This is a genomic window from Trueperella abortisuis (assembly GCF_030811095.1).
GTDB classification, from domain to species: Bacteria; Actinomycetota; Actinomycetes; order Actinomycetales; family Actinomycetaceae; genus Trueperella; species Trueperella abortisuis.
Window position 1 is genome coordinate 585,094 of the sequence record NZ_JAUSQL010000001.1, and the last position, 16,781, is coordinate 601,874.

Below are 16,781 nucleotides of genomic sequence, written 5' to 3' on the forward strand. Positions count from 1 at the left end.
GACTGCGTGGGAATGATCATCGACTATCTGGGCCTGATGGCGTACGCCGCCGCTATCGGCGCCGTCGTCTACCTGCCCGGCTTCGCCGTTGCCCGGGCGGGTGGCGCCTGCCGCCCCATCGCGCTCGTCCTCGCCCCCGCGCTCACCTTCGCCGTGGTCGGGGTGGGGGCAATCGCGGCGAATGTCGCCGGCCTGCGCTGGGGCTGGCCCGTCTTCCTCGGCGCCACCGCGATTCTGGCCGGGGCATGCGCGCTCGGCCGGCGCGGCATGGTTCGCCTCAACGACGCATGGGAACACATGAGAGTTCCGGCAGTGGACCGCCCCCGCCGCCTGGCCCTCATCCTCGCGGCACTCTTCCTCGTCGTCCCCATTCTTGCGCTCATCGACCCGAACGTGCCCTCCTCGCAGGCCGACCCCATGTTCCACTACAACGGGGTCAATGCGATCGTTCACACGGGCGACGCCTCCGCCCTGTCCGCGATGGGCTGGAACTACGGCATCAGCGCGGCGCCCGCCACCTATCCGGTGGTCTGGCATGCCATCCTCGCCCTCTTCGGCAACGCCCACATCCTGCTCGCCTCCCATGCCTTCGCCTACGTGGTGGTTCCGATCATCTGGCTTCTTTGCATGGACGCCTTCGTTCGCGTCGTCCTGCCCGGGCGGCCACGGGCGTGGGTAGCCGCCCCGATCGTCGGGGCGATACTGCCCTATTTCCCGAACTTCATGAGCGTTGCGCGCGGCTTTTGGCCCAACTCCATCGCCGTGGCCGTCATGCCGGCCGTCTACGCCGTGGGCATCCTGGTTGTGCGATGCCTACCGATGCGCGCCCGCGACGCCGTTGCCCCCCTCGCGCTCATCGCCCTTGCGGGCGTCGGGATGGGGCTGGCCCACCCGGGGGCCGTGTTCGCCGCGCTTTGGCCGCTCGTCCCGATCGCGGTCGTCGTCCTCGTGGTGGGAGTCGTGCGCGGGGTGCGCGAGCGTTCGCCGATGTGGGCGGCGCTCGCGGCGCTGAGCGGCACCGGCCTTCTGGTCGGCGGCCTGCTGACCCTTCACCCGCGCGTGCAACTCTTCCTCGCCCGGGCACACCCCAGATCCTGGGATACCGCCGAGCGGCTTGACACGCTACGCGAGCAGCTTGCGGGCGTCCCCGTCGCGCTCGTCGTGGCCGGCGTGGTCGGCGTCGTCGCCGCGGCCGTCCTTGTCGCGTTCGTGATGCGCTCGGCGTGGCGGATCAGGGAGGGGCGTTGGCTGCTGGTCGCGTGGCTCGCCCAGTGGCTCATCGTGTTCGGCGCCTATGTGGACGGCACCGTCTTCTCGGGCATCGCCGGCATCTGGTACCACGACCCGAAGCGAGCCATGGCGATCCAGATGATCTTCACGGCCCCACTACTGGCCCTCGCCCTCGAACGCTGGGCGCGCGGCTGGCGCTTCGGCCTCCTCGTCCTCGCCTCCTTCGCGCTCGGGGCGGGCATGCGGGCGAGTGTTTACGCCGACGCCCGCCCGCCGATCGGGCAGGCTCAGATCATCGACTCGCGTGCCGAGATCGATTTGCTCTCCTCACTCGATACCCTCCTCCCGCCGGGCTCCGTGGTCCTCGGCGACCCGACCACGGGCATCGGCTACGCCCCGGCATACTCGCGCCTCGCCGTCGTCTTCCCCCAGGTCAACTATCGCTCCGGAGATCCCGACTCCGACTACCTGCGGGAGAACTTCTCCAGCTTCGATCCCAGGGTGTGCGAGATCCTCGACACCTACGGCGTCGGCTACTACTACTCTGATGAGCCGCTCCTCTTCCAGAAGCGCGACCGGGCGCAGACCTGGCCGGGCCTGTACGGCGTGCGCAGCGGGCTGGAGGAGATCGCGAGAACGGACGGGGGAACACTGTGGAAGATTACTGGGTGCGGACCGATCGAGCCCACGGACTGGTGGGTGAACCCTCATCGCCTGGCGGGTGCGCATACGACGGCCACAGATTAGCGCCGAATCCCCCGGGAGGCGACGGCTTTAATGCTAGTGTTGATCGGGCAATGCGGCGGCACATGCCCGCGGAGATGACGTGAGGAATCGTGTGATGAAAGAACTGATGGTCTACCACGCTCCCTACCCGATGGACTGGAACGCCTCAAGCGCTTCGCGCGTCCGGCCCGCTCGCATGCTTCAGGCATTCCGCGAGAACTACGACGTCCATGAGATTGTCGGCAACCCCAACGAGCGCCGGCGGGCTTTTTCCGAGCTGAAGAAGCGGGTGAGGGCGGGGGAGAAGGTGGCCTTCGCATACTCCGAATCCTCCACGTCCCCCAACTGCCTGGCCACGTCGGTCAAGAAGGGAGTCGATCCCCTGATCGAGCCGCGCATCTTCGCCTACTTCAAGCGCCACGGCATCCCCTTCGGCCAGTTCTACCGTGACGTGTACTGGATGTTCCCCGACCAGCTCACCACGGTGGCGCCGCTACGAAAGTTCATCATGCGGATCCTGTACCGTTTCGACCTGGCGCTCATGGACAAGACGGGCGCCCACCTGTTCGTCCCGACCGCGAAGATGGGAACGCTGTTGCCTGCGTTTTCCGGGCGGTGCACGCCGCTTCCCCCCGGGACGACGCCGGTCGACTCCGCCTATCCCGACCAGCTGTCTCTGTTCTACGTGGGGGGAATCGGTCCGCATTACCGGATGGAGGAGCTGTTCAAGGCGGTCAAGCGGGTGCCCGAGGTGCGGCTGACGGCGTGCTTCCCGAAGGCCGGATGGGATTCGGTCAAGGCAGACTACCGGCAATACATGGGCGACAACATCCGGATCGTTCACGCCTCCAACAAAGAGATGCCAGCCTTCTACGATGAGACCTCGGCGGCGCTACTGTTCGTTGAGCCGAGCGAATACCGGGAGTTCGCCGCGCCGATGAAGTTCTATGAGGCGCTGTCCTTCGGCAAGCCTGTTATCACCACGAAGCACACGCACGCGGGCCGCGAGTGCGAACGTCTGGGTGTGGGCGTGGCTCTTGACTACGACGCCGAGGCGCTAGAGGCGCTGCTACGCTCCTGGCTCGCCCACCCCGACCAGCTTGCCGCTCTGCAGGCCCGCGCCCGCGAGGTGCGCAATACCGAGCGGTGGCTGGATCGCACGTCCGAGGTCGCCAGGGTCCTGCGTTGAGCGCCGGCGTTCGCGCTGGCCAATTAGCGCATCTCACTTGCCTGCGATGCGCAGATCACGGCGCCATCTCGGAAGGTGCAGTAGTCTTGTATCAGCCAAATAAGGAGTGAATTATGCGTATTGCTGTTGTCGCCATGGGCAAGATTGGTCTGCCGCTCGCTGTGCAGTTCGCGGACATGGGCCACGAGGTCATTGGCGTGGACGTGAACGAGGAGACCGTCCGGCTTATCAACGAGGCCACGGAGCCGTTCCCGGGCGAGGCTCACCTGCAGGAGAAACTGACCGAGCTCGTGCCGGCGGGCAAGATTCGCGCGACCACCAACTACGCCGAAGCGATCCCGGATGCTGATGCGGTTGTGCTTGTGGTGCCGCTCTTCGTCAACGACGCCACGTGGGAGCCGGACTTCGGCTGGATGGACGCGGCCACGAAGTCGCTGGCCGAGCACCTGACCCCGAATACCCTTATTTCGTATGAGACCACCCTGCCCGTGGGCACCACCCGCGGCCGCTGGAAGCCCATGATCGAGGAAATCTCGGGCCTGAAGGAAGGCCAGGACTTCCACCTCGTCTTCTCCCCGGAGCGCGTGCTCACGGGTCGCGTGTTCGCGGACCTGCGCCGCTACCCGAAGCTCGTGGGAGGCCTGAGCGAGGCCGGCACGAAGAAGGCGATCGAGTTCTACGAGTCGGTGCTCACCTTCGACGAGCGCCCCGACCTGCCGCGTGAGAACGGCGTGTGGGACATGGGCAGCGCCGAGGCCGCCGAGATGGCCAAGCTTGCCGAGACCACCTACCGCGACGTCAACATCGGCCTGGCCAACCAGTTCGCCGTCTACGCCGACTCGGCGGGCATCGACGTCCAGCGCGTCATCGACGCATGCAACTCCCAGCCCTACTCCCACATCCACCGCCCGGGCATCGCGGTGGGCGGCCACTGCATCCCGGTCTACCCGCGCCTGTACCTGTCCACCGACCCGGATGCCTCGATTGTGCGCACGGCCCGCCAGTACAACGCCGGCATGCCCGAATACGTGGTTGGCCGCGTCGAGTCACTGCTTGGTGACCTGGCGGGCCAGAAGGTGGCCGTGCTCGGCGCCTCCTACCGTGGCGGCGTGAAGGAGACGGCGTTCTCCGGGATCTTCGCCACCGTCGACGCGCTGCGTGCCCGCGGCGCCGAGGTCACGGTCCACGATCCGATGTTCACCGACGAGGAGCTCGCCAAGTTCGGTTGGGACGCCTATCACCTGGGCGAGGAGGTGGCCGCCGTCATCGTGCAGGCCGACCACGCCCAGTACAAGACGATCACCCCGGCCGACTTCCCCGGCATCAAGGTGCTCTTCGACGGCCGGCGCGTCACGGATCCGGCCCTGTGGGTGGGAACCCCCCGCCTGGTGATCGGCGACGCGAACTAGACCACCGGGTCCGAGGGGCGCCACGCGGGCCCCTCGGACCCACTTTTCGAGGAACCAAGGTAACCCGTGACGATTCTTGAGGAAATACGAGGCTCGAAGGAGCTGCTCCGCAATCTCACGCTGCGCGAGATCAAGGGCAAGTACAAGCGCACGGCCTTGGGTCAGCTGTGGTCGCTGGCCAATCCCATCGCCCTGATGATCGTCTACAGCTTCGTGTTCGCGATCGTCATCCGGGTCAACGTGCCGCCGGGCTCGCCTTCGGGTCTGGACCTTTTCGTCATTTGGCTCATGTGCGGCCTGTTGCCCTGGACCTTCTTCTCCAACGTGGTCAACGGCGCGATGGACGCCGTGACGGGGAACGAGAACCTCATCAAGAAGGTCTACTTCCCGCGCTGGGTGCTGGTGGTCTCCAACACCCTCGCCGCGCTCTACCAGCACGCGCTCGAGCTTCTCATCCTCGCGATCGCAATTCTTATCCTGGGATCGAACATCCTCATCTATATCCCCCTGGTCTTGGTGACCACCCTTCTCCTGGCGCTCTTCGCCACGGGCATCGGGTTCTTCGTCGCCATCACAAACGTCTATTTCCGCGACGTCCAGCACTTCATCGGGATCATCTTCCAGCTCGGCTTTTACGCCAGCCCGATCGTCTACCCGGTATCCTACGTCCGCGAGGTCTCGGACTCGGTGGGCCCCTTCCTCGGCGCGATCGAGATCATCCACATATACAACCTCAACCCGTTCGTGCATTTTGCTGGGATTTTCCGCAACCTCTTTTACGACGGGCGCTGGCCCGACTGGCCGGTCTTTGGCATCATTGCGCTGGTCAGCGTGGGTACTTTCATCTGGGGCTGGCACGCCTTCACCAAGCGCCAGGACTACCTTGCGGAGGTGCTGTGAACAACGCCGTCGAGGTCCGGGACGTGACCAAGTCCTTCAAGATCTACTCCGAACGAAACAACACGCTCAAGTCCGCCATCATGCGCGGGCGCCGCTCCGTCCACACGGACTTCCAGGCGCTCAAGGGGCTCTCACTGGACGTGCCGCAGGGATCCACGTTCGCTCTGGTGGGCGACAACGGCTCGGGCAAATCCACCCTTCTCAAGTGCATTGCGAAGATCCTCGTACCCAATTCGGGCACCATCGCCCGCAATGGCCGGATCGCGGCCATGCTCGAGGTGGGCTCCGGTTTCCACCCCGAGCTATCCGGGCGCGACAACATCTACCTCAACGGTTCCATCCTCGGCATGTCCCGCGCGGACATCGACTCCCGCCTAGATGAGATCATTGACTTCTCCGGCGTCGAGGCCTTCATCGACCAGCCGGTCAAGAACTACTCCTCGGGCATGTACGTCCGTCTCGGATTCTCCGTGGCCATCCACACAGAGCCGGACATCCTGCTCGTGGACGAGATCCTGGCCGTGGGCGACGCCGCATTCCAGGAGAAGTGCTCGAAGAAGTTCGTCGACCTCAAGCACGAGGGCCGCACCGTCGTCGTCGTGTCCCACTCGGTCCCGCAGCTGAAACAGATGGCGGATCACGCGGCGTGGCTCAAGGACGGCGAATTGCAAAAGGTCGGCCCGGCCGCGGACGTGCTCGACGACTACGCCGACTCCACGCGCTTCTTTACGGGGATCGACGACGCCGGTCGCGTGCGCTGGGGAACCGGCGAAGCCCGCGTTGAGCGGGTGGAAATCCTGCGCGCGGACGGCAGCCCGGTCATGGGCTCGGTGCCCACGGGCGAGGAGCTCATCTTCCGACTGCACTACACGGCCCACCAGCGTATCGACAAGCCGGTCTTCGGTTTCTCCCTGTCCTCCAATGATGGCACCTATCTGTGGGGCAACAACACCCGCGACCAGCACTTCTCGATCGATTACATCGAGGGCCCGGGCACCATCGACCTGCGCGTGCCCAACCTCGTCCTCCAGCCGGGCCTGTACACGGTCGACGGCTCGGTGGTGAACACGACCACCGAACACGTCTACGACTACGTGCGTGAGGCCAACGGCATCGCGGTCCGCAACGGTGTGCCCTTCGAGTCGGGCGGATACGTGATCCTGGATGGGCGCTGGTCGATGCCGGGCCGCGACGAGTCCGACTACTGGGGACGCCCCGGCAAGCGGCACCTGGAGGCCTGATGAAGGTAGCGATCATTACCCTAGATACGTTCGGCCAGAAGATGGCCGGCCCCGCAATCCGGGTGTGGGAGATGGCGGGCCTGCTCGCGCGCGAACATGACGTTGAGGTCTTCACCTTCGGCGCGGTCGAGCGCGCGGGGGCGGGATTCACCCTGCGGCGCACACGGGTGGAGGATTTTCAGGGCGAGCTGGGCTCTCCCGACGTCGTCGTCATCCAGGGGTACCTGGTAAAGACCTTCCCGTGGCTGGCCACCTCCGACTTCAAACTCGTGGTTGACCTCTACGATCCCTTTCACATCGAGTCCCTTCAGGTGGAGCGCTTTCACCCGATGGACGAGCGGCAACGCGCGATCGACCACGCCCTCGCCGAGCTCAACGCGCAGATCCGCGGCGGCGATTTCTTCCTGTGCGCCTCGGACAAGCAGCGTGACATGTGGCTGGGCCACCTCGCCGCCCTCGGCCGCGTCAACCCGCTCACCTACGACGACGATCCTCGGCTCCGCCGCCTTATCGACGTGGGCTCCTTCGGGATTCCCGCCGCGGCGCCGGTGAAGAACAGGGACGCCGTGCGCGGCGTCATCGGCGGCATCGAGGCGGGCGACAAGGTGATCGTCTGGGGTGGCGGGGTCTACAACTGGTTCGACCCGCTGACAGTCATCCGCGCAGTCGACCAGGCCCGCGCGGATGTGCCGAATGTGCGCCTGCTCTTCATGGGGGCTAAGCATCCCAACCCCGACGTGCCCGAGATGCGCATGCTGAGGGATGCTCGCGCGCTCTCCGACCGTCTGGGCCTGACCGGCAGGCATGTCTTCTTCAACGAAGAATGGGTCGAATACTCCGATCGTCACAACTATCTCCTCGACGCCGACCTGGCGATCTCCGCCCACCTTCCCGGCCTCGAGACGGACTTCTCCTTCCGCACCCGCATGCTCGACTACCTGTGGGCCGGCCTGCCGATCGTGGCAACCGAGGGCGATTACTTCGCCGATCTCGTCGCCGAGCGCGGGCTTGGGCGCGCGGTTCCCGTGCAGGACGTCGCGGCGATGGCAGGCGCCCTGGTCGAGCTCCTTTCCGATGACGCCGAGCGCGCGGCGTGTGCAGGCCGGGTGGCCGAGGTTGCCCGGGATTTCCACTGGGAGTCCACCCTCGGCGCGCTCGTGGCATATTGCCGTGAGCCGTGGGAGGCGGCGGACCGCCCGCTCGGCCGGCGCGCTGGGGCGTCGGAGCCGACGGCCTCGGGTAATGCGAAGGTGCTCGTGCGCAAGGCGGTGCGCTCGGTGCGCGAGCGCGGGATCAAGGACACCGCGGCGCAGGTGGGGCGCTACCTGAAGCGCCGCTAGCGCGGCGTGGGTTGGTCGTGTGGCTTGGTCGTGTGGCTAACTGGTGAATATGAGAGTTTTCGTGGGCAAAACCGGGCTATTTGAGGTCAGACTCACCAGTTAGTAACAGCCACCTGCTCGTCGCCTCGCCGGGGCCAACAAGGTCGTGTGGCTAACTGGTGAATATGGGAGTTTTCGTGGGCAAAACCGGGCTATTTGAGGCCAGATTCACCAGTTAGCGACGCCATCTGTTGGTCGCCTCGCCCACTACACCAGCGATTGGGACGAGCCCGATCAGCCCCACACGTTGACGTAGGGGTCCTGCCCGATCCACGGCTCCCACTGCGCCATCCAGCCCGCCTCGATGTCCGTCAGGACGTGCGTGCGAGTGGTGGATTCGCGGTGGATGAGGGATGTGGTGTTGTCCTGCAGGTTGGTCAGGCCGCAGGCGTGGAGCTTGAGGCAGAAGTCGACATCGTTGTAGTTGAGCGGCAAATCCTCGCTCAGCCCGCCCACCGCGCAGTAATTCTCTTTGGACACGAGCAGGCAGGCGCCGGTGACCGCGAGGAAGTGGGCAAGGCCGCTGGCAACGGGATCGCAGACATCCTCCGGGCGCAGGCCCATGTAGAGGTGGTTGGGTTCGAGGTTGCGCGGGTTGATGACGATGCCGGCGTGCTGGATCGTGGCGTCGGGGAACATGAGGCGCGCGCCAACGGCGCCCACGTCGGGAAGCGTGACGAGGCCAAGCAGGGAATCGACCCAGCCAGGCGTGGTGGCCTCGACATCGTCGTTGAGGAGGAGGACGTGCGAGCCGCGGGAGGCCGCGACGCCGGCGTTGATGGAGGCGGAGAAGTTGAACGGGTCGGGGACGCGCACTTCGGTGACGTCGGCGATGGCGTGAGCCGCCGCGAGGACGTCCTCGGGCATGCGCGGCCCGGCGACGACGACGACGTCGCGCACGTTCTCGCCCGCCAGCGAGCGCAGGCAGCGCCAGAGGGCGGGCTCGCTGCCCTCAGGCGTGGTGACCGGCGTGCCGATTGAGGGGATGACAACCGAAACGGAGGCGCGCTCAGTGTTGCCGCGAAGGCGCAGGCGCGGGCCGGCGGGCGTCGGGCGTTCGGTGGCACTGACGTAGGCGAGGGATTCGAGGACGGCCGCCCGGGAGACCCAGCTGAAGGGCGCTGGCCCGACGCCGGGCGCGGTTGGCGGATTCGCGAGGTCCCAGGAATCGAAAAAGACGGGCACGTGCGCCAGCCCGTCCTCGATGGCAGCTAGCCGTAGCTGGTACCACCACTCGGAGGGCTGGACGAGGCGGGCGAGGGTCTCGCGCAGGAGGCCGGCGCGCACGACGATCGAGTCGCCGGCCGAATCCGCCGCCCACAGTGAGAAACGCTCGGCGCGCGGCCGGGTGAGCGGGCGGCCGTCGGCGAGAGAATCGCCGTAGAACGCGCGGGCACCTAAGCGCACGGGGGAGCGGGCCAGCCACACGGACAGCCCCTCCACGGCGCCGGTGGCGGGGCGGACGCCGGCGGGCAGGAGCCAGACCAGCTCGCGGTCGGGGAAGGAGACATCCTCCAGGCGCGGCGCGCCGTGACGGCCTGCCCGCGCTCGCACGAGGTCCCAGCCGGCCGGCAACGAGCCCGCCCAGTCGGGGGCGGTAGAGGCGGGGTCTGCCTCGAGGGAGAGAACCTTCATCGGCGGGCCAGCTTCTTGAGCCCGTGATAGGCCGCATAGGGTACCTTCGCCACGGGCTCGGGCAGCCTGTCGACGATCGGCTTGACCACCTCGACGGCCGACCTGGGGATGTGAAGCTTCTTCATCTCCAGCTCCGCCACGCGCTCGGTGAGTGCGGCGATGACGGCGTCGCGCTCGCGGATGTCCGCGTAGGCGCGGGCCAGCTTGGCATCCAGTTCGGCGTTGATGAGGGCCGAGCTTGCAGCCCTGACCTCGGCGGCCTGCCCGGCGAGCTCGGCGCGCAGCGTCTGATCCATGTCTTGCTCACTCATGATCCCAATCCTACGCTGTGGGACAGTCCGGGACTGTTAGCATCGATGGCATGAAGATCCTTCAGGTCAGCGCCCACTACCCGCCCGACTTCGTCTCGGGCGGGGCTCTTGTCCCGCAGCGCTTCGCCACCGAGCTCGCCGCGCGCGGGCACGAGTCCGCGGTCTTTGCCGGCCGACTGAACGGGATCGCGCCCGGGGAGGTTCTCGACGAGTGCCTCGGCGAGATTCCTGTTCGTTGGGTCGGTAACTCCAACGCGCTCGCCTGGTTCGACGCGCGCAACGTGGACAACCACGCGATGTATGGCCCCCTGGAGGAGTTCATTACCGCCACGGCACCGGACGTGGTGCACTTCCATTCGATTCAGACCATCGGGGCGGGCGCGTTGCAGGTTGCGGCTTCTCACGCCGCCGTCGTCGTGACGATGCACGACTTCTGGTGGACGTGTGCCCGGCAGTTCCTCGTGGATCAGTCCGGAACCCCCTGCAATCCGGTGGTCTCGGCGGCGAACTGCCAGTGCGCGGCGGGCCGCAAGCACCTCGACGAGCGTAACGCCTGGCTCGCCGCCCAGCTGCGTTTCGCTGACCTCATCCTGTTCCCCTCCGAGTCCGCCCGCGAGCTCATGGTCGCCAACGGCGTGCCGGCCGAGCGAACTGCCGTCAACGAAAACGGCATCGACGCCGTGGCCGGCGTCGAGCGCCAGCCCATCACGCGGCCCGTGCGCTTCATGTACACCGGCGGCGAGGCAACGATGAAGGGCTACGAGGTTCTCAAGGAGGCGTGCGCGCACGCGCGCGTGCGCGAGGGCACCACGCTCGACCTTTATAACACCCCGGCCGATGGCTTCCCGGACTGGGCGCGTAGCCGGCCGGCGTACGGGCGCGAGGATCTCCCGGAGATCTTCGCCGACCACGACGTCCTCATCCTGCCCTCGGTCATGCGCGAATCGCACTCGATCGTCACCCGCGAGGCGCTCAAGGCGGGCATGGCCGTCATCGCCACGGATTCGGTCGGGCCGGAGGAGGCGATCGCCGACGGACGCAACGGCCGCATCGTCGCCTCCGGATCGGCCACGGACCTGCGCGCCGCGATCGAGGAGCTCTCTGACCCGGCGGTGGCCAGCGCGCTCACCGGCCAGGGTTCGGCCTCGCCGATTCGCACAGTTGCCGAACAAATCGACGAGCTCGAGGGCTTGTACACGGAGCTGTTGCTCAGCCGTTCGGCCCCCGCGCCGCTCGAGGTCCCGGGCGAGGACGTCGTGCGCGCGGGTGTGGGCGCGCTCATCCGCAACGTCGTCTTCGTTGTCGGCATCCAGGGCGCCATGGCCCGCTACCGCGCCCACCTGCCGGCAGAGGCCCTCGCCCTGCGCGGCATTCGCGCGCACGTCATGCACTACCGCGACCCCGCGCTCGAGGTGCGCGCGCTGGCCGCCGACGCCGTGGTCTTCTATCGCGTCCCCGCCACCTCCCAGGTCCTCGACCTCATCGCGCGCATCAAGGACCTGAAGCGCGTCGTGCCGGTCCTCGGCGACGTCGACGACCTCATCTTCGACCCTGACATCGTCCCCAGCCTCGACAACCTCTCCAGCCTCGACCACGCCGAACGCGAGCTATGGATTCGCGGCATCCACCGCTACCGCACCACCCTGGACGCGTGCGACTACTTCGTCGGCTCGACCCAGACAGTGTCGGCTGAAGGCGAACGGCTCCTCGGGGTACCCGCCCAACGTTTCTCAAATGGCATTGGCCACCTACTCGGCTCCGTCTCCGAGGCCGAGGCGAGCCGCGAGCGCACGCCCGGCCCGTTGCGTATCGGCTTTTTCTCCGGGACCAAGACTCACGACGCCGACTGGGCATCCGTCGAGGGTGCGGTGGCGCGGGTGCTGGCGGCGCACGAGGACGTCGAGCTGTGGCTCGGTGGCCTCGTGGAACCGACGGCCACACTGGAGGAATATCGGGGGCGGATCGTGCGGCTGCCGTTTGTGCCCTGGTACGAGCTGCCGGCATACCTGCGCGACATCGATGTTTGCCTCGCGCCGCTGACCGCCGGTTCGATCTTCAACGAGGCAAAGTCCGCGATCAAGTGGCTCGAGGCGGCCCTGGTGGAGACCCCCACGATCGCTTCGCCCTCGCAGCCCTTCCGCGAGGCCATCGACGACGGTCGCACGGGCTACCTGGCGGCGAGTGAGGATGAGTGGGTGGAGGCAATGACGGCGCTCCTTCGTGACGACTCCCTTCGGCGCCGCATAGGCCGGAATGCCAAGCGCTCCGCTCTCCTTGCGCTCTCGCCCGAGCTGCAGGGCTGGGCCTACGAGAGGATTCTGGTCGACGCCTGGCGTCAGGTCCAGCGCGGCGGGCACAAGCGAGCCGGCACCTTCCCGCCGGTCTTTGACGACGAACCGGCGACGGCGTCGGCGGCCGTGCTCGAGCGCTACGAGTTGCCCAAGGTACACCATCGGCTTCTCGACACCGTGCGGATGACCGGTTTGAAGACGGTCCACTCCCTGCGCGTCAACGGCGTGCGCGGCACGGTGGCAAAGGTTGCGAACGTGATGAGAGGCGGGCGATGATCGATTACCTTATGGGGGCGACAATCTTCGTCCTCTTCATCCTGCTCTTTTACGGATTCGGCAGTGCGCTGCGTCGAGACGCCGCCGACTTCGCCCAGAACCTCGTGGTTGGCTACATCGCCCACAGCTTCCTCATCGCCGTCACCGTGGTCCCCATCCAGGTTCTCGAGCTGACCTTCGCCCCGGCGCTCGTGGCGGTCTCGGCGGTCGCTGTGTTGACGGCGTCGTACACGATCGTCGTATGGATCAGGCACGGGCTGCTCGCCACGGCATTGCCGCTGCGGCGCTGGCTGGCAGAGAACTATTTTCTCTTCGTTCTGGCGGCGGTGCTCTTCCTCATCTACCTGCTCCAGACCGACCTCATCCTCAATAACAACAACACCGACGACGGCTACTACCTGCTCAAGGTGGCCAACCTCCCCTACATGGAGGACCCGTTCACCATGACCTACGGGACGGGCTTTATCAACCTCGACTCGGGGTTCAACACCTATCACCTGTCCTCGGTGCAAACAGAGATGGCGGTCTACGCCTACCTGACGCAGATCGACCCGGTCATCTTCATGCGGGGTACCGTCAACATCTTCCACTACTTCCTCGCGGCGGCCTCGATCGCCTGGTTCGCCCGCGTGCTGGGGGAGTCAACCAAGCGGAAGGTCGACTCGGGAAAATATCAGTATTTTGCCTCCATCCTCCTCCTGCTCTCCTTCGAGTTCCGCACGATCGAGGACTGGCATATACTCGCCGTCCAGGACCTGTGGCAGTTCAACTCCGCCATGTGGTTCGGCGGGGCGATCGTGCGCGTGTTGGGCATCTTGTGGGTCATCACGCCCTTCCTCGGCGCCGCCAGGATCGGCTGGAAACAGATCGCTCAGGTGGCGGTGATCGCCGTCGTGCTGGTGAGCAAGGCCGCGGCCGCGGCGCCGGTGATCGTGGTGGCGGGCATCGCCTACCTCGCGGCATTCGCCTTCACCTCCTCGGCGCGGGCCGCGTTCGGCGGGGTGTTGCTCCTCGCCGGCGTCGTCGCAACTGGCCTCGTGCTGACAGGCAGGCCCGAAACCAACGAGCTCATAGACGAGGTCTTCCTCGCCAACCTCCCCAACCCTCCGGTGTGGATCGCGGTGGCCTTCCTTGCCCTTGCCGTTGCCGTCTTCCGCACGAGGCAGTGGACGCGGCTCGGCGTCATCATGGTGGTGGTCTTCGCGTTGATGGCGGTGCCGGAGGTCAACGACGTCTTCGAGACGGCCTCCTACGTCGACTTCGTGGCGCTGCGGACGCAGGCCACGGGGTACTACACCCTCCTCATCGCGGGTTTCGTGGCGATGGGTCTGTTCGTGGCTGGTAGGCGCGTTTTCGTCCCGTTGCAGTGCGCTGTGGCTGCGGTGCTTGCGCTCGGCTCGGTGGCCTCGACCGTGCCGGTCTACGGTAACCCGCTCGTGACCTACGCGTTCATGGCGGACAACCCCCGACTGATCCCGGCCGAGACCGCCGAGCTCTCCGAGAGGCTCGAGGAGATGGCGGACGGGAAGTTTCTGGACGCGCTCACCCCGGAATGGGTGGAGATGAAGACCCGGCGCCACTACGTGGCGTCGATTGTGCGCGTATACGCCCCGCATGTTCATTCGATATCGGCGCTCACCCGCTTTGGGACGACGTGGCAGTCGGATTACTACGGGTGGGGCCTGAACGAACAGAGCGCCTACGACACCTTTATCCGCACGCCCAGCGAAGAGGCATATCGCAACCTTGAGGCCGTGCTCGAGGCCTACCCGGTAGACGTGCTCGTGATCCCGGGCGATTCCTTCGAGGCTTACAAAGATCGCGGCGACTTTGAGCTGGTCGACCAGGTGGGACGGTACTTGATCTATCGGCGCTAGGCTAGCCCCGGCTCAGCCGGGTGCAGCCAGGGCGCGCGAGCCTGGCCACCCCGCTATCGCTCGTTTTCGTAGGCGTAGGTGTAGAGCAGGCCCTGCTTGCTGATTGCGTAGAAGCGGTGGACGCCGCCCTCAGCGTATCCGAGCTCGAGCTGGGCCATTGCGCCCCACCGGCTACCGATGCGGGCGCGCTTGGCGTAGCCGCCCTCGGTCACGTCGGCGAAGAAGTAGAGGTTCTGATCCGCGCCGATGGCGATCGCGTCCGAATACCCGGACTCGTCCCAGTCGCCCACGAAGGTCGCCCCGACGAGGTGGGAGTAGTCGCCGGAAACGTGCGTGGTCTTGATGAAAGTGCCGGTAGCATCCGTGGCGTAAATGTAGAGGTTGCCGTCGGGTTTGATACCGACCATGGCCGGTTTTCCGCCCGGGCCCTGCGCGACGCCGAAGATGTGGGCAAAGCTCCAGCCGTGGCCGATCTGCCGGCCGGGATACACGCCGCCAGATCCGTCGCCGGAGTAGAGATAGAGGGTCAGGTTGGCGTGCAGGCCGAGGATGTCGACCTCGCCATCGCCGTCGAAGTCGATGCCGGTGACGAGGTTGACCATGGCGTCCCATCCGTGGCCGATCTGCCGGCCCGGCTGGAATCTGTCGGCGCCGCGGCCGGCGTAGAACAGGAGCTTTCCGTCCTTGCGCAGGAGCAGATCGCTCCGGCCGTCACCGTTGGCGTCGCCGAGCCCCCAGACGTCGGTGGTCGGCCAGCCGTGGCCGGACTGGACCGAGTAGACGTAGGACATGGTCGAGGGGACATCCACGTAGCTCTTGGGGGCCCGCGCGCCCGCAATGCGGTCCGCCACCGCGGTGCGGATCTGGCCGAGCCTGGGGTAGATGCGGGCCGGGCAGGCGGTGGAGGAGACGTCGAGGTGGCCGCTGATCGCGTTGATGGAGCGCTTCACGCCCGAGCGGTCGGTGTAGCTGAACGTGCCGAAGGGGTCGATGCCGGCGCGGCCGAACTGCCATGCGAGCACGGAGGCGACGGCGTCGAGGGACTCTTTGGTGGGGTCAACCGACGTGTAGTTGCCGAGAACGGAGACGCCGACCGAGCCGGTGTTGGCGGGCGCGGCGTGAGCGCCGATGACCATCGTGCCCGCGGCCGAAGCCAGGGACCCCGTCCGGCCCTCGAAGACCTGGCCGTACTTGTCCACGAGGAAGTTGTACCCGATGTCGCCCCAGCCGCGACCGAAGGTGTGGTAGTTCCAAATCGCCTTGACAATCGCGGGCGACTCGGCGGCGGTGTAGGTGTTGATACCGGCCGTGTGGTGGATGATCGCGCCGGAGAGCGCGACCGTCTTGGGCGGCCACGACGTCGCCTCCGCACCCCACTGCGCGCGGGACATGATCCGCGGAGCCGCGACGTCCACCACCCGCGGGGCCTGCACGGGGTTGCCCAACGCTGTGGCGGCGGCGTTGACGAAGGCAGCATCCGTGCGCATCAGCGCGGGCAGGACCGTGGCCTCGGTGGGGGCGGCGGCGTTGGCAGCCGGGTCGAGGTCCGAGCCGGGCTGCGGGGCGATGTCCGGCTCGGCGATGTCGGCCCGCTCCTCGCTTCCGCCCGCGCCTTCGCCGGTGTTCAGCGAGAGCCTAAGGGAGGCGGGCTCGCTAGCTCCCGCCACGCGCACCTGAACCCCCGACGATCCGGCAGCCATATACGGCTCGGTGCCGGGTGTCCCTTCGCCTTCGATGTCGAGGGAATACCACTGTCCCCACTCGCCGTGGGTGAGCGTGCGGATCTCCACAGCCTCTGGCGCGGCGCCCTCCCAGGTGACGCCGGCGACGACGAAGTCGTTCGTCTCCATCGGCTCGGTCACCAGGTCAAACTCGGGCTCGTCCTGGGCCAGGGCCGCCGGCGCGGCTGTGACGGCGGCTTCGGGCGCGTCCATCTCCGGGGCGTCGGCCGGCTCGTCGACGGCGTCCTCGCGCGTCTGTCCGCCAGGTGCGGCCTCCTCGCCGGTGGCGGGAGCCGTGGGCCCATCCCTCGTGAGGTCCGGGGCCGAGTCGGGTTCCGCCGTCGTCGGTTCCTCAAGCGCCGGGGCGGCGAGGAGGTCGACGACGTATGCGGCCGGCTCCTCGGAGCCGATTGCTGCCCAGAGCGCGCCGGGAAGCGTGGCAGGGGTTGCGAGGAGGATGCCGAGGGCGAGGGGGAGCGTGGTTTTCATGGGAATCCTTCTGTGCTTGATAGTCACACAATCCACAATCTAAACAATATTCACACCTATCGCAAGGATAAGACGTCCGCGCCACAGGCCGCGATAGACTGGGTAAA

General features: G+C 66.7%; 11 protein-coding genes. 8 read left to right on the top strand and 3 right to left on the bottom strand.

The annotated features are described in order from the left end of the window. The first annotated feature begins 12 nt into the window (after positions 1 to 12). The 6 genes from J2S45_RS02475 (at position 13) to J2S45_RS02500 (ending at position 8,035) form a co-directional block, all read left to right on the top strand. A complete protein-coding gene (locus tag J2S45_RS02475; protein ID WP_307635426.1) occupies positions 13 to 1,977 on the top strand; it encodes a DUF6541 family protein in 1,965 nt (654 codons plus the stop codon). 94 nt (positions 1,978 to 2,071) lie between these two features. After that, the gene (locus J2S45_RS02480; protein WP_307634446.1) at positions 2,072 to 3,145 is read left to right on the top strand and encodes a glycosyltransferase; all 1,074 of its coding nucleotides are present in this window, start codon (positions 2,072 to 2,074) and stop codon (positions 3,143 to 3,145) included. Positions 3,146 to 3,258: 113 nt separating this feature from the next. Further along, entirely contained in the window at positions 3,259 to 4,554 is a 1,296-nt protein-coding gene (locus J2S45_RS02485; protein WP_307634447.1) for a nucleotide sugar dehydrogenase, read from the top strand. A gap of 66 nt (positions 4,555 to 4,620) precedes the next feature. Beyond that, positions 4,621 to 5,454, top strand: coding sequence for an ABC transporter permease (locus J2S45_RS02490; RefSeq protein WP_307634448.1), 834 nt, complete (start codon positions 4,621 to 4,623; stop codon positions 5,452 to 5,454). Then, positions 5,451 to 6,695, top strand: coding sequence for an ABC transporter ATP-binding protein (locus J2S45_RS02495; protein ID WP_307634449.1), 1,245 nt, complete (start codon positions 5,451 to 5,453; stop codon positions 6,693 to 6,695). The genes J2S45_RS02490 and J2S45_RS02495 overlap by 4 nt, the downstream gene beginning before the upstream one ends. Next, entirely contained in the window at positions 6,695 to 8,035 is a 1,341-nt protein-coding gene (locus J2S45_RS02500; protein ID WP_307634450.1) for a glycosyltransferase family 4 protein, read from the top strand. Before J2S45_RS02495 ends, J2S45_RS02500 begins: the two co-directional genes overlap by 1 nt. A gap of 273 nt (positions 8,036 to 8,308) precedes the next feature. Here the strand turns inward: J2S45_RS02500 and J2S45_RS02505 are convergent, their stop codons facing one another. Both J2S45_RS02505 and J2S45_RS02510 read right to left on the bottom strand, forming a co-directional pair. Then, positions 8,309 to 9,709 (bottom strand): glycosyltransferase family 2 protein, encoded by a 1,401-nt coding sequence (locus J2S45_RS02505; protein WP_307634451.1) that lies wholly within the window; start codon positions 9,707 to 9,709, stop codon positions 8,309 to 8,311. Continuing rightward, a complete protein-coding gene (locus J2S45_RS02510; protein WP_270974943.1) occupies positions 9,706 to 10,020 on the bottom strand; it encodes a hypothetical protein in 315 nt (104 codons plus the stop codon). The genes J2S45_RS02505 and J2S45_RS02510 overlap by 4 nt, the downstream gene beginning before the upstream one ends. A 50-nt stretch (positions 10,021 to 10,070) precedes the next feature. On the opposite strand from J2S45_RS02510, the gene J2S45_RS02515 reads away from it, so the two are divergent. After that, positions 10,071 to 12,587 (top strand): glycosyltransferase, encoded by a 2,517-nt coding sequence (locus J2S45_RS02515; RefSeq protein WP_307634452.1) that lies wholly within the window; start codon positions 10,071 to 10,073, stop codon positions 12,585 to 12,587. Beyond that, positions 12,584 to 14,464, top strand: coding sequence for a hypothetical protein (locus J2S45_RS02520; RefSeq protein ID WP_307634453.1), 1,881 nt, complete (start codon positions 12,584 to 12,586; stop codon positions 14,462 to 14,464). The genes J2S45_RS02515 and J2S45_RS02520 overlap by 4 nt, the downstream gene beginning before the upstream one ends. Before the next feature lie 53 nt (positions 14,465 to 14,517). Here the strand turns inward: J2S45_RS02520 and J2S45_RS02525 are convergent, their stop codons facing one another. Beyond that, on the bottom strand, positions 14,518 to 16,674 hold the full coding sequence (locus tag J2S45_RS02525; RefSeq protein WP_307634454.1) for an N-acetylmuramoyl-L-alanine amidase: 2,157 nt from the start codon (positions 16,672 to 16,674) through the stop codon (positions 14,518 to 14,520). Between the last annotated feature and the right edge of the window lie 107 nt (positions 16,675 to 16,781).